Origin of the sequence: Marinobacter sp., assembly GCF_040882185.1 — a bacterium.
Classification (GTDB): domain Bacteria; phylum Pseudomonadota; class Gammaproteobacteria; order Pseudomonadales; family Oleiphilaceae; genus Marinobacter.
In genome coordinates, this window is sequence record NZ_JBBEBW010000009.1 from 82,609 (window position 1) to 96,884 (window position 14,276).

A 14,276-nucleotide genomic window follows, 5' to 3' on the forward strand; every position below is an offset into this window, starting at 1 on the left:
TGTGGGTTTTGGTCATTCCGAGACCCAAAAAATGACCGAGGAGCAGAGTAATGAAAGTAAGCATTATAGGTATTGGGGATATGGGTCGGGACATCGCCGTTCATGTCAGAGATAGAGGGCACGACGTCACTGCTTTTGACATCAGTGAGCAAAGGCGCACGGACGCTTCCGGCAACGGTATCAACGTTGTTGACAGTCTGGCCGCAGCGGTGGCCGGTGCGGAGCTTCACCTGGTCATTGTTGCAACCGATGAGCAATCCGAAACCGTTACCCGTGAAATTCTGGGATCCGCGGCGAAAGGCAGTACCATCGTCATCCTTGCCACCAATAGCCCCAAAACCATGCAGGCACTGGCCGTTGAATGTGACGCCAAGGGCATCGGCTTTGTTGACGCGCCGGTGGTTTTCGGTCGCGAAGGCGCTAGAGACGGCACCCTGGGAAGCTTGTGCGGCGGCACCAATGAGCAGGTGGCCAAGGTTACACCGGTGCTTGAAGCCTACAGCAAAGACGTTCACCACGTCGGCCCCGTCGGATCCGGGCAGGTAGCAAAAGCCTGCAACAACATGCTGCATTGGGCGGCGTGTGTTGCCAATTTCGAGGTGCTTTTGCTTGCCAAACGCTATGGCATTGACGCCCAGAACATGCGGGAAATTCTGACCCAGTGCCCCGGAACCAACGGCACGCTGGAGCGTTGGGATGGCACACGGTTTACCTGGCATGAGAAGGATATGGACCTGGCACTGACGCTGGCACAGGACGGCAAATTGCCGTTGCCGTTGTTTGGACAGGTAGATCAGCTGGTGAAGCATCTGGACGCAGAGAAAGTGAAAAACCTGCTGTACGGACCAGACGCTGACTATCTTGGCCAGCACGTCAAACCGCTTACGAAAGAGGAAGGCGGGCTCAACTAACAAGAACAAATCGGAGTCAATATGAGTTTTAAAGACGATCCAAAGTACAAGAAATACCAGTCTGACGTCATCGTAGACTTACTACACGAGTACGACTTTCCTTACATCGCGATGAATCCAGGCGCCAGCTTCCGTGGGCTTCATGATTCGATTATCAACTACGGCGGCAACCAACCAGAGTTGCTGGTCTGTCAGCATGAAGAAATCGCGGTCCAGATTGCACACGGCTATGCCAGGGCAACCAACAAGCCTATGGGCGTGATACTGCACAATCTGGTTGGCCTGTTGCACGCGCAAATGGCGATCTATTACGCCAACTTGGACCGGGTGCCCATGTTCATCATGGGTGCCACCGGGCCCATGGATGAGGGCAAGCGTCGGCCTCACATTGACTGGAGTCATACGGCGCTGGTTCAGGGCGAAGCGGTGCGTAATTACACCAAGTGGGATTACCAGCCCACGGCCATTGAAGGTGTGCCAGACAGTTTCATGCGAGCCTATTCCACCATGGTGACCCAGCCGCAAGGCCCGATCTACATGTGTTACGACGCATGGCTGCAGGAAAAGCCGCTGGATAAGGACCTGGATCTGGGAATGCCGCCGGCGGGGATGGTGAAACAACCGGCTCTGATGGGAGCTGACCCGGCCACCCTCGAAAAGATTGTAGATAAACTGCTCGCCGCCAAGAACCCCCTGATTCTGGCGGAGTACGTTGGACGGCACGACGATGGTTTTGACAACCTCGTGGCGCTGGCTGAAACCCTGGGCGTGCCGGTCTGGGACATCAACGATTCTTTGTGTTTCCCCAACAAGCATCCGCTGTGCGCCTCAATGGACAAGGACGCGCTGCGCAAGGCAGACCTGATTCTCGGTATTGATGTGCGGGACTGGGAAAAGCCAACGGCTCACCTGGACAGCACCAACCGCATTGTCACTTCGCTGGTTCCGGAAGATTGCGAGTGGATGGAAGTCGGTTTCGGTGAAATCGGCATGTCGTCCTGGGCCATGGATTATGGCCGTTATCAGCCGAAAATCCTCAGTGCGCTGGGGGATCCGGCGTTGGCCATGCCTGAAATGACGCGTATTGGCCGCGGGCGTCTTGAGGGCGACGCGGCACTTGCCAAGCGAATTGAGGATCGTAAAGACGTATTAGGCCGCCGTCACGATGAGGTTTGGGCGAAATGGCAGGAAGACGCTCGGGAAAACTGGGGCAGCGAACCACTGGCGTTGGGGCGTCTTGCCAGTGAGGTGTGGGATGTGATTCAGGACGAGGACTGGGTTTGCGCCACAGGCACGTTGCGTAACTGGGCCCGCAAGATCTGGGACTTTGATAAGCCCTACCGGCATGCCGGCAAGTCACTCGGCACGGCGACCCAGATTGGCATGTCGATTGGTGTAGGCCTGGCCTATAAAAATACCGACAAAGTCGTCGTGGCCTTGCAGCCAGATGGTGATTTGATGTTTGACGCTGGCGCACTCTGGACGGCGGCGAAGCATGAAATTCCTTTGCTGATCATCATGTTTAACAACCGTGCCTACTATAACGACTGGGAGCACCAGGTTCGTATGGCGAAGCAGCGCGGCACCGATGAGACCAAGGCTCACATTGGTATGGATATTTTTGGGCCGGAGCCGGATTTCGGCACCATCGCTCAGGGCATGGGGTGTTACGGCGAAGGCCCGATCACTAAACCTGAGGAGGTCGGGCCGGCGATACGTCGTGCGCTTGCCGAGGTCAAGAAAGGTCGTCCGGCGCTGGTGGACATCGTCACCGTTCACCGCTAACCGTGAACCGGCCAGCAAGCCGCCCGATGGCTTGCTGGCCAACACACATCATTAATGAGGGTACCACCGTGGTTGAATCCAATTTCCAGGTCGCGACAGGCAGGCCCTGTTTTGTGACACCGGCGGGCAAGCTGTCTGGTTACCTTGCCCATCCCAGTGATGCGGAGCGACACCCGGCGGTGCTGGTTATTCATGAAAATACCGGCCTGAATCGGCATATCGAAAAAGTGGTTCAACGCTTCGCCCAGGAGGGTTTTGTGGCCTTTGCTCTGGACGCCCTGGCGCTGAGTGGTGGCACGCCCGGTGATGAAGACGCGGCACGTTCGGCTATTAGTGCCTTGAATGGCGACCAAAATCGCGCCAACTATTTGGCAAGCCTCGATTATCTTCGCCATTTGCCAGGCTCTAACGGCAAAGTGGCCAGCGTTGGATTCTGCTGGGGCGGCAAAGTGTCGGGAGAGCTTGCGGTAGCCGATCCGGACCTTGACGCTGCGGTTATTTATTACGGCAAATCGCCTGCTTCGGACGAGGTCCCTGGAATTGCTGCTCCGCTGCTACTCCATTACGGAGAAAACGATGACCGGATCAACGCCACCGTGCCGGAGTTTCAGAGCGCCCTGGAGCATCACGGCAAGCGGTTTCATCTGAATATGTACAAGGGTGCCGGACATGCCTTTAATAACGAAAGTCGCGAGGATCGATTCGAACCACACGCAGCCGCTGAATCGTGGACGCGTACGATTTCGTTTCTGAAATCAGAGTTAGCCTCGCAACTTTAAACAGCCAAGGCTGGTTTCACTGTTATAGAAATGGACAGAAGGGCGCCTGGCGGAGATTGGCTCCGTGGGTGCCTTAGATGGCTCTTCAAGCACAAACTCCCGTGTGTTTTTCTCGCTTGCTTTCATGCCCACCCCGCTTTTTGTGAGTTAATCCATAACCTTTTCCGTATGTAAAAATCAGGAACTGTGAATTTACTTACAGCCCCGGGTAATCAAAACTCTGTCAAAACGCCACGAGAAGCATATTATCCCATGAACATTAATGCGCTACCCGCCAGTGGCGGTTACCTAAATTATCAGCTTGAGGGCCCCGAACATCGGCCCCTGATTGTCTTTTCAAATTCACTGGGAACGGATGCTCGCATCTGGTCTTCAGTGGTTGAACTGCTGAGCAATCAGTACCGTTTTCTGCGTTACGACATGCGCGGGCACGGGCTATCCTCCCGCGAGGGCGGAGCCGGGCTGGAAACGCATGTTAATGATCTCATACAATTGCTCGAAAATTTGAATGAGAGCCAGGTGTATCTTTGCGGCCTTTCGGTTGGGGGCATGGTTTCACAATGTGTGGCTGGCAAGCGCCCTGATCTGGTGAAGGGATTGATCCTGTGTGCGACCGCGCCCCACATTGGCACACCGGATATGTGGAATGAGCGCATCGAATCCGTGCGCGGGCATGGTTTAGAATCCATCTGTGATGCGGTGCTTGAGCGCTGGTTCAGCGCCGAGTATCAGGCGCAGAACCCGGCCAGACATGCGATTTGGAAAAACATGCTCTCGCAGACCCCGGTGGAAGGCTATATAAATACCTGTAAGGCGATCCGGGATGCTGATAATACTGATATCTGCCGCCGGCTTTCCGTGCCGACTCTGTGTATTGCGGGCGACAAGGACGGGGCCACGCCGCCGGAGCTGGTCAAGTCTATGGCTGACCTGATTCCGGGCGCAAAGTACGAAGTCATTCCGTGCGCCGGGCATTTGCCCTGTATTGAACAGCCTGGGGCACTGGCCACGTTGATTGATCGATTCATCGCAAGCCAGGGTAAGCACGAATGTCGGTTTGAGCGTGGAATGAGTGTTCGGCGCTCGGTGTTAGGCTCAGTTCACGTTGACCGCGCGGAGGCAAACAAAACAACGTTTGATGAACCGTTTCAGACCTTTATCACCGAGTCCGCCTGGGGTTCTGTGTGGAGCCGACCCGGATTAAGCAAGCGAGACCGGAGCCTGATTACAATTGCCATGATGGCGGTGCTGGGTCATGAAGATGAACTGGCTATGCATATTCGTGCGACGATAAACACCGGCGCCACAATGCTGGAGGTACGGGAAGTTCTTCTGCAAGTGGCGATATACGGCGGTGCGCCTGCGTCCAATAACGCTATGCGGATTGCAAAAAAGGTATACGCGGAGCTGGCCGAGGCCGCGCCGACTAACAGAGACGAAGCCAAATGAGTACAACAAGCTGGCGCGACTGGGAATCACAGCCGCCTCACATAGACCAGGGATACAAATCAACGGCGTTGCGCGGCCCTTCGCAGAGCCTCGTGAAGATCGATCCCGAGCTGGCGGGAATGACCGGTCCAGCGTTTGGGAATGAGGTGATTGGGGCTTTGGATCACGATCTCACTTGCAATGGGCGGATCAATGGCGAACCCCAGGGCGAGCGTATCGTCGTCACTGGCCGCGTTCTGGATGAGCATGGCAATCTCGTGCCCAATACGTTGATAGAAATCTGGCAGGCGAACGCGGCCGGGCGCTATGTTCATAAAAAAGACCAGCACGATGCACCGCTGGATCCCAATTTTCTGGGTGCCGGGCGGTGCTTAACGGATGATCAGGGCCGCTATCGGTTTTACACCATCCGCCCTGGCGCCTATCCTTGGGGCAATCACCCCAACGCTTGGCGCCCGAATCACATTCATTTTTCGCTGTTTGGTCCAACGATTGCCACCCGGCTAATCACCCAAATGTACTTTCCGGGAGATCCGCTATTGGCGTTTGACCCGATTTTCGAAAGCATTCCTAAAGCGGCCAGGAGCCGCCTGGTGAGCGAATTTTCCCTCGATGTGACGGAGGAGGGATTTGCTTTGGGGTACGTATTCGACATCGTTCTGCGTGGCACAGACGCAACGCCGATGGAGGTGGACTGAATGAGCGCCAAGCAAACCCCGTCCCAAACTATTGGCCCATTTTTTCACTACGGCCTCAACCCGGTAGAAGCCAATTACCCCCACACGCAGATTGCCAATGATTGCCTGGTATCGGCTCAGATTCAGGGAGAGCGAATGACGCTCACCGGGCGGGTGTTTGATGGCAAGGGCGTGGTTGTTGAGGACGCTTTGGTAGAAATCTGGCAGGCAAACGCCGCCGGACGTTACCGTCACCCGAACGATGCTCGAAGTCAGCGCGCGCTTGACCCGCACTTTCAGGGGTTTGGTCGTTGTGGCACAGGGGCGAATGACGATGGACGCTTTGTGTTTAAAACCATAAAGCCTGGGCCTGACCAGCCGGGGAACGCGCCGTTCATTTCCGTTACGGTGTTCATGCGGGGGCTGCTCAATCATGTCTATACTCGTGTGTACTTTGACGACGAAGTTGACGCTAACGCCACCGACCCAGTTCTGAGCCGTATAGAAGCAGGCCGGAAAGTGACGTTGCTGGCCAAGCGCTGCGATACGCCCGATGGGCTGGAATACACGTTTGATATTCACATGCAGGGCGAACAGGAAACCGTCTTCTTTGATCTCTGAGCAATTGCCTGAGCTGAGCTCTTTTTCAGGCGTTCAGAATCGGTAAATGCGATTAGCCTGTCCGTAAGAGAGTGACTATGAGCCAATCTAACCTTGGCAATTCGGGCCTGTACAACGGACTGTTATCGGATCAGGAGTGTGGGCAATTCCTGTCAGACCAGACTCAGATCAAAGCGATGCTGAAAGTCGAAGGTCAGCTTGCGCTGGCCCAAGCGGAGGCAGGGTTAATTCCTCACCAAGCCGCCAGCGCCATAAATCAGGCGGCCCTAAGTATCGAGCCTGATCTGGCGAGTCTTTCGGCGGGCACGGCTTCAGCTGGGGTTCCTGTACCGGCACTTGTAAAGGCACTCAAAGACGCACTGGCGCCCGAGATAGCGCGCTGGGTTCACTTTGGCGCAACCAGTCAGGACATCGTTGATACGGCTCTTGTACTCAACTGCAGGTCGCTTGTTGAGGTGTTCGAGTCACGCCTGCTCAGTGTCGTAGGGATGCTTGGGGAGTTGGCCGAGCGACAACGCAGTACGCTGATTGCGGGTAGGACCCGAACCCAACAAGCAGTACCCATGAGTTTTGGTTTGAAGATCGTAACCTGGATTGATCCCTTGCTTCGGCAACATGAGCGTCTTGCAGAGCTCAAACCACGTCTGCTAAAAATTCAGCTAGGTGGGGCAGTGGGCAGTCTGATCGCAATGGGCTCCAACGCAAATGCAGTGGCACTTGGCCTGGCAGATCGCCTGGATTTGAGATATGCGCCAAGCTGGCATACTCAGAGGGACAGTCTGATGGAGTTTTCCGGGTGGCTCGCAATGACTACCGGCAGTCTCGGGAAAATGGGTGAGGATTGGCTCCGCATGGCCCAGACAGAAATGGGTGAGCTTCGGTTCAGTAATGGCGGTGGCTCATCCACCATGCCACAGAAGTGCAACCCGGTTAATGCTGAAATTATGGTGGCCATGGCTCGGCAAAATGCCGGACTGGCCGGCCAGATGCAGCAATGCATGCTGCACGAGCACGAGCGCAGCGGCGTCGCCTGGACCCAGGAGTGGCTGGTGTTGCCGCAAATGCTCATGGGCACGGCGGTCAGCTTGCGTCATTGTTTGGAAGGACTGCACCATCTGGAAATTTCGCCCGACCGAATCGATGCCAATCTTAATAGCGGCAATGGTTTGATTTATGCCGAAGCGGCGACTTTTATTCTGGCCGGGTCGATGTCCCGGGACGAGGCTTCCGAACATGTGGCGAGGGCGTGCCAGAGTGTGGCTGGGTCTGAGCGCCACCTCTTTGATGTGCTCAAGGATCTGACCGGGCGAGAACTTGATCTTCAGCAGATCAAGCAGGATCTGCTTGCTGGGGGTGCCACCGAAAGCTTGATTGACGAGACTCTCAGGAATGCCCGGACGTTGCTCGGGCGCAACTCTTCCACTGCCCAGGGCAGTAATTGAGTAAGTATCCTTCCTTTGTTGCAAATTACCCTTCGAAAACATGCTTTTTTGATATTTAAAAATATCATTAAGTCATTATTTAACTGCCTCTGACTCCTGTAATACTGAAAAACATTCTTTCCTAGTCCGAATAACAAAAAGGAGATCAATAAGATGCGATCATTTGGTTTAATGTCTTTGTTCACGTTAGCTGTTGGCGCCTATGCCGCACTATCTTCCGCTGCCGTCACGGCCAGTGAGCAGGACGAAGCTGACTTCTATAACGGTCGTACTGTTCAGCTGATGATTGGCTACTCTGCAGGCGGTGGCTACGATACTTACGGTCGCACACTGGCTCGCCACCTTGGCAAGCATATTCCAGGTAATCCCAACGTTGTCGTAAAGAATGTACCGGGCGCAGGCTCTCTGGTGCTAATGAATCAAATCGCAAACACATTACCCAACGACGGCACGGTCATCGGTGCCGTTAACTCCGGCATGCCCTTCGAGCCACTTTTTGGCAATGAACAGGCTCAGTTCGACGTCAACGATGTGAGCTGGCTTGGCAACCTCAGCCTGGTTACGTCGGTAGGCCTGTTTCGCAAAGAGTCTGGCATCAATAAGTGGCAAGACTTGGAAACTCAGGCAGCGACTGTAGGGGCGACCGGTGCCGGATCCAACACCAACACCATTCCCCGGGTACTGGCGACATTGTTTGATCTGAAAATGACAGTGATTGCTGGCTACCCCGGCAGCAACGATGTCGGTCTGGCCATGGAACGTGGCGAAGTGGACGGAATGGGAAGCGCATTTTTGAGTACGATCAAAGCCAAGAATCCGGAATGGCTCGAGTCGGACAGCGATGTGAATATCGTGTTTCAGCTTGGACGTAAGCGGCATCCGGATTTGCCGAATGTCCCGCTGGTTAGCGAGATGGCGAAGACGGATAGAGAGCAGCAGGCCGTTGACCTGCTTGGCGCGCGGCTAATCATGGGGCGGCCTTATGTAGCGCCTCCTGGCATGGATCCCGAGCGTTTGGCTACCCTGCGCAAAGCAATTGAGCAAACGACTCAAGATCCCGCGTTTCTTGAGGACGCCAGCAATCAGGGCTTGAGTATAGACTTCGTGGACGGTGAGGAAATGCAGACGTTCTTCAAAGAAGTCTATGAATACCCGAAGGAAATCGTCGAGCTTTTGAACGCGTCGATGCAGTAATCAGTCAGCGCTATCGTTTTTTCAGGAGATAATGCTGTGGATGAACAGGACTGGTCGTCGCAGAAAGCGTGGATGAAGGTTGTGCCAGAAGAGGAGCGGGCCCTCTATCGCCAGTCTGGATTTGGTGAGCGTCAGCCCTTCGGGAATGTCCCCGTGTTGATTGTCATTGATGTCACGCTGGCCTTCACCGGCTCTAAACATCAGCCTGTGGCTGACGCGATTCGTGAGTACCCCACCGCCTGTGGTGAGGTAGCCTGGGAGTCGCTTCCACGGATTGCGCGTTTGCTGAAACTGTTTCGTGATCGAAGCTGGCCAGTTGTGTTTACCCGCAATGACAGCCTTGATCAGGCCTTTGCTGGGGGCGCGACCAAGCGTGTGAGGTCCAAGCCGTCACCGCCCAGCGGACAGGAGTTTCCGGCAGAAATCGCCCCGTTAGAGAGTGAATGGGTGCTGGAGAAAGCGAAAGCCAGTTGTTTCTTCGCCACCCCATTGAGCTCGTACCTTCAGCTGCAGAAAGTGGACACACTGGTTGTCTGTGGCGTCTCTACGTCCGGTTGCGTGCGCGCTTCCGTAGTGGATGCCTGCTCCCACGGATACACAACGTATCTGATTGATGATTGCTGTTTTGACCGCTCGCACTTTGCCCACTGCGCAAACCTATTCGACATCAGCGCCAAATACGCGTCCGTTGTTTCCCTGGCAGAGTTAGAGACGGTTTGCTTATCAATAAACCTCTCAGATAACGGCGATAGCATATAAAGTAATCAAAAAGTGATTTGTGCTCGATGCGTTTTACCTGCGAAGTGTCAGAGGTCGATAACAAAAATACGGATGCTACGAAATAGGAGAATAATCATGCGAACAACAATAAATTTTCTGACGCTTTCCCTGACCATCTTTCTTTGGTCGGCCAGCGCTATCGGGCAATCCGAAAACACCGACAATTTTTATGCTGGTAAAACCATTGACCTGTTGATCGGGCACTCTCCGGGCGGGGGCTATGACGCCTACGCCCGAACGCTTGCCCGTCATATCGGCAAGCATATTCCCGGTAACCCGGACATTGTACCGAAGAATGTCACCGGAGCCGGCAGCCTTGTTTTGATGAATCAGGTGGCCAACACCCTTCCCAACGACGGGACCGTCTTCGCAACCGTCAATCAGGGCATGGCCTTTGAGCCGCTACTTGGCAATGATCAGGCAAAGTACAGAGCCGCTGATATCGTCTGGCTTGGCAGTCTGTCCAAGGGAACGAGTCTTTGTGTTTCCAACAAGGACGCGGAAGTTCAGAGCTGGCAGGATCTCAAATCCAAGACTCTGACTGTGGGTGCTTCCGGCGCCGGGGCCAGCACCAACATCTACCCGCGGGTTATGGCAGAACTTTTCGATTTCAAATTCAATATTGTTACGGGATATCCGGGTGGCAATGACATTCTGCTGGCTATGGAACGCGGTGAGGTCGAGGGACGCTGTAGCTGGCTGCTGAGCAGCGCCAGAACTCAGAGGCCTGGCTGGATTGAAGATCGTGACGTTAATGTGCTTTTTCAGATGGCGCTGGAGAAACACCCGGATCTGCCGGATGTTCCGTTAGTTATGGATTTTGCGGAAACCGATAAACAGACAAAAGTGTTGAGGCTGTTTCTGGCGCGGCAGTTGGTTGCCCGTCCTTATATCATGCCTCCCGGAGTTCCTGAGGAGCGGGTCGCAATCATGCGTAAAGCAATGGCCGATACAGCGAAGGATCCGGAGTTTCTGGCGGATGCAGCGAATCAGAGCCTGAGCATTGACTTCGTGACCGGTGAAGAAGCCCAGGCAATCGTTGTGGAAACCTATGAGTACCCGGATGACGTAGTTGATGTGGTAAAGCGTGCCATGTAATGAGTCCCTGCTTCCTGGAGGCCATTAAAATGAACGAGCCGGCAAAAGATCCTGCCTTCGAGCGCTATATCGCGGCTATAAACAGTCTGTGGCAGCCAGGCAGCGCTACGGACCTGAACACCGCGCACCGTGTGCGCAAGCTCATGGGTGAGTGGCTCCATGCCACAACGCCTGACGCCAATTGGGTGCGCACCCTGAAAGCTGAAAAACCGTCTGGTGTCCCGATCCACACAAGTTCGGACCACGGATTCATTCAGATGAGTCACTTCCACGCTGGGTTTCGCACCAATACGCCCCACGACCACGGGCCGTATTGGGTCGTCTATGGCGTATACGAAGGTGAAGTGGAGATTCCGGTCTATGCCTACGATGCCGCCAACAATACCGTCAAGGTGGATCGTATTGACCGTCTCAAAGGCGGTGATGCCGTGGCGTACCTACCCGGCGAGATTCACTCCACCCGGGTTCCCACGCCGGAACCCGCCCTTGTGCTCAGGTTTTTAAGCACGGATCTGAGTCAGGTGCCACGACAGCGGTTTAAGCCTGAACAGATTGTGGCCTGATGTGAGGCCGTTAAACGGTTGTTGAAGGCAACGCTCATAGACTTAAAAATGCGGGAGTAATCGCCGTGATGATACTCAACCACCTCCGCGCCCTGGCGTATTTCAACAAGGCGATGAACGACAAGGTCTACGGCGCGGCTCGGCAACTGCCAGAGGCGACGGTGGACGCCGACAAAGGTGCTTTTTTTAGTTCCATCTTTGGCACGCTCAATCATCTGGTGGTGGCCGACACTGCCTGGCTCAAACGTTTCAGGGCGCATCCCGCCAGCCCGGCGGCATTGCAGCCACTCGATGCCGTGCCCTGGCCTGACGGGTACAGCACAAGGATGGCGGCCACCTTGGCGGACCTGTACGCACGGAGACAGAATCTGGACGAAATAATCATAGACTGGGCGCATCAGTTGCAGGAAAGCGACATGGCTCACCCCCTGCAATACCAGAATACGCAGGGCAAACCTTTTTGTAAGCCGTTTGGCCATCTGGCGTTACATCTGTTCAATCACCAGATCCACCATCGTGGGCAGGCAACCACGTTGCTTTCACAGCAGGGAATTCGTGTGGAAGGAACGGGTCTGCTTCCCTTTGTGGCAGACGTTTAGGGAGCGTTCGACCGTACCACAACACCGCGGATGAAATCTGTCAGCCCGCTGTTGCTGCATTCCTCGTCGACCTTGAAGCGCGACGCCAGACCGACCTGAGGTGCTGGCGTCATGTACTTTTCCCAGCCTTTGTATTATCAACGAAAAAGGAAATAACCCTATGTTAGGAGGTCTGTTAGCATTATTGGCGGCGGCAACGTTCGGGTTCAATAATGCCGCGATTCGGCGTGGTGTGCTGACTGGTTCCGTTCTCCAGGCGCTGGTGATCACAGTGCCCATGGGTGTCCCCATGTTGCTTATTGTGATGATCCTTACCGGTCAGATCTACAATCTGGGAGGCTTTCCACTTTCTTCTTATTTCTGGCTGGGGTTTGCCGGTATCCTCCACTTTGTGTGGGGCCGGTATTGCAACTATCGGTCCACACGCGCGATCGGCGGCAATCTGGCGGGCCCGTGGCAACAGGCCAACATGATATTGGCGCTGACGCTGGCGATCATCCTTCTGGATGAAACGCTGACGCCACTTAAGGTCGCCGGTATTGGTCTGATCATTTTCGGGGTGGTGGCCACGTCCCGCGCTGCTCAAATTGCCAAGAGGAAAGCGCAGGCAGATGAAAAAACAGCTGCCCAGGCCAGGTCTGAACAGGACATTCAGAGCGCGGTCACCGAGGTGAACGAAAACGGGCCGCCGGTCTTCAAGCCCAACTATGCGGAAGGCTATACCTTCGCTTTGTTGTCCGCGACGGGCTATGGAATCAGCCCCGTCATCGTGCGCATGGGCCTGGAGGACCTGGGTCCCAGCTATAGCGTCGTGGGCGCCTTTATCTCCTATTTTTCGGCCGCAGTCGTGGTGGGCCTCATTATATTGTTTGCCCGGCAATGGCCTCATGTCAGGGCCATGAGCTTCACTTCGGTGAAGTGGTTTTCCCTGGCAGGCCTGTTGGTAGGCATCTCACAAACCCTGCGTTATGTCGCATTGTCCATTGCGCCAGTGACGGTGGTGGCACCGATACAGGCCACCTCGAACATATTCCGAGTGATCTTTGCGTGGTTGATCAACAAGGAACATGAAGTGTTTGGCGGCTGGATCTTTGTCGGTATGTTCCTGACCTTCTTCGGTGTCGCGGCCTTGACTGTCAGCACGGAAATGGTACTGGCTTACATTCCCCTGCCGGAATTTCTGCAAACCATGGCCGGGTGGAAGTGGTCAGTAATCCAGTAATAAAGTGTCAATGAGTTAACCAGAGAGTACGCCTTATGAACAGTCTGCTGAGTAGTCATTTCAATGAACCTGGTGTCGGCCTTGGCTGCATGAATCTGTCCCATGCCTATGGCACGCCACTATCGGAAAACGAAGCGATTCGCGCGTTACACTCGGCCTTTGACATGGGATACCGACATTTTGACACCGCGACGGTCTATGGCGCAGGCAAGAACGAAGTCGTCGTCGGCAAGGCATTGAGTAGCAAACGTAGCAAACTGTTTTTAGCCAGCAAATGTGGAATGGCAATCAACACAAAGACGGGCAAGAAGGAGATCGAGGGCCGCCCGGAAACTCTGCGAGCTCAGTGTGAAGCCAGCCTGCGTCGCCTACAAACCGACTATATTGATCTGTACTACCTTCATCGCCTCGACCCTGATACACCTATTGAGGACAGCATAGGCGCCTTGGCCGAGTTGGCGCGTGAAGGAAAGATTGGTGCCATAGGTCTGTCCGAAGTATCTGTAGCAACCCTGAAGCGTGCTCAGTCCGTCTATCCCGTTGCGGCAGTGCAGACAGAATATTCACTCTGGTCCCGCAATGCCGAAATCGCTGTACTGGACCACTGCCGTCAGTTTGATATCGCCTTTGTAGCCTTTAGCCCGCTAGCCCGAGGGTTTTTAACCAACTCGCTACGGGATGTGGATGAGCTGACAGAAGGAGATATCCGTCGAGGCATGCCTCGTTTTCAGAAAGAAAATTTCCAACAGAACCTGATGCTGCTGAATGACTATGTCGTTATCGCCAAGGAACTCGGTTGCACCCCCACACAACTGGCGTTGGCATGGCTTAAATCCAAAGGGGACTTCATCTTACCTATTCCCGGTACACGTTCAATCGAACACATGCGAGAAAATCTGAGTGCTGCGCCCCTGAAACTGGATGCTGAGAAAGTGTCACAGTTAGATGCTCTGATTAATCAAAACACCGTTCACGGGTCTCGTTATAGCGCGATGAAACAAAACGAAATTAATACGGAAGAGTTTGTATGATTTTTAGAGGTTGGACATGTAGCCGCGCTCAATCAGGATGACGAACAGAAACAAGATACCGTTTCTGAGGCCTGAGCATTGACTTTTTGACCGGCTAAGAGGCCCAAGCGATTGTTGTTGAAGCT

The 14,276-nt window shown here is 54.5% G+C and carries 14 protein-coding genes; all 14 read left to right on the plus strand.

The features are described 5' to 3' along the window. Positions 1-50: 50 nt before the first annotated feature. The 14 genes from WEB64_RS07055 (at position 51) to WEB64_RS07120 (ending at position 14,151) form a co-directional block, all read left to right on the plus strand. Positions 51-911 carry an NAD(P)-dependent oxidoreductase gene (locus WEB64_RS07055; protein WP_368058031.1) on the plus strand — a complete coding sequence of 287 codons (861 nt, stop codon included), beginning with the start codon at positions 51-53 and terminating at the stop codon, positions 909-911. A gap of 21 nt (positions 912-932) precedes the next feature. Continuing rightward, positions 933-2,696: a thiamine pyrophosphate-binding protein gene (locus tag WEB64_RS07060; protein WP_368058033.1), complete on the plus strand. Its 1,764-nt coding sequence runs from the start codon at positions 933-935 to the stop codon at positions 2,694-2,696. Between the two features lie 68 nt (positions 2,697-2,764). After that, positions 2,765-3,475: a dienelactone hydrolase family protein gene (locus WEB64_RS07065; RefSeq protein ID WP_368058035.1), complete on the plus strand. Its 711-nt coding sequence runs from the start codon at positions 2,765-2,767 to the stop codon at positions 3,473-3,475. Between the two features lie 252 nt (positions 3,476-3,727). Then, positions 3,728-4,924, plus strand: coding sequence for a 3-oxoadipate enol-lactonase (pcaD, locus tag WEB64_RS07070; protein WP_368058037.1), 1,197 nt, complete (start codon positions 3,728-3,730; stop codon positions 4,922-4,924). Next, the gene (gene pcaH / locus WEB64_RS07075) at positions 4,921-5,622 is read left to right on the plus strand and encodes a protocatechuate 3,4-dioxygenase subunit beta (protein ID WP_368058039.1); all 702 of its coding nucleotides are present in this window, start codon (positions 4,921-4,923) and stop codon (positions 5,620-5,622) included. The genes pcaD and pcaH overlap by 4 nt, the downstream gene beginning before the upstream one ends. Beyond that, a complete protein-coding gene (gene pcaG, locus WEB64_RS07080; protein ID WP_368058041.1) occupies positions 5,623-6,222 on the plus strand; it encodes a protocatechuate 3,4-dioxygenase subunit alpha in 600 nt (199 codons plus the stop codon). Positions 6,223-6,299: 77 nt separating this feature from the next. Continuing rightward, complete coding sequence (gene pcaB, locus WEB64_RS07085; RefSeq protein WP_368058043.1) at positions 6,300-7,664, plus strand: 3-carboxy-cis,cis-muconate cycloisomerase; 1,365 nt, start codon at positions 6,300-6,302, stop codon at positions 7,662-7,664. 153 nt (positions 7,665-7,817) lie between these two features. After that, positions 7,818-8,858: a Bug family tripartite tricarboxylate transporter substrate binding protein gene (locus WEB64_RS07090; RefSeq protein ID WP_368058045.1), complete on the plus strand. Its 1,041-nt coding sequence runs from the start codon at positions 7,818-7,820 to the stop codon at positions 8,856-8,858. Positions 8,859-8,894: 36 nt separating this feature from the next. Then, complete coding sequence (locus WEB64_RS07095; protein ID WP_368058047.1) at positions 8,895-9,617, plus strand: isochorismatase family protein; 723 nt, start codon at positions 8,895-8,897, stop codon at positions 9,615-9,617. A 96-nt stretch (positions 9,618-9,713) separates the two neighbouring features. Then, positions 9,714-10,736, plus strand: coding sequence for a Bug family tripartite tricarboxylate transporter substrate binding protein (locus WEB64_RS07100; RefSeq protein WP_368058049.1), 1,023 nt, complete (start codon positions 9,714-9,716; stop codon positions 10,734-10,736). Between the two features lie 29 nt (positions 10,737-10,765). After that, on the plus strand, positions 10,766-11,299 hold the full coding sequence (locus tag WEB64_RS07105) for a hypothetical protein (protein WP_368058051.1): 534 nt from the start codon (positions 10,766-10,768) through the stop codon (positions 11,297-11,299). A gap of 68 nt (positions 11,300-11,367) precedes the next feature. Then, a complete protein-coding gene (locus tag WEB64_RS07110) occupies positions 11,368-11,898 on the plus strand; it encodes a DinB family protein (protein ID WP_368058117.1) in 531 nt (176 codons plus the stop codon). Between the two features lie 160 nt (positions 11,899-12,058). After that, positions 12,059-13,120 (plus strand): EamA family transporter, encoded by a 1,062-nt coding sequence (locus WEB64_RS07115; RefSeq protein ID WP_368058053.1) that lies wholly within the window; start codon positions 12,059-12,061, stop codon positions 13,118-13,120. Between the two features lie 35 nt (positions 13,121-13,155). After that, a complete protein-coding gene (locus WEB64_RS07120) occupies positions 13,156-14,151 on the plus strand; it encodes an aldo/keto reductase (RefSeq protein ID WP_368058055.1) in 996 nt (331 codons plus the stop codon). The last annotated feature ends 125 nt before the right edge of the window (positions 14,152-14,276 follow it).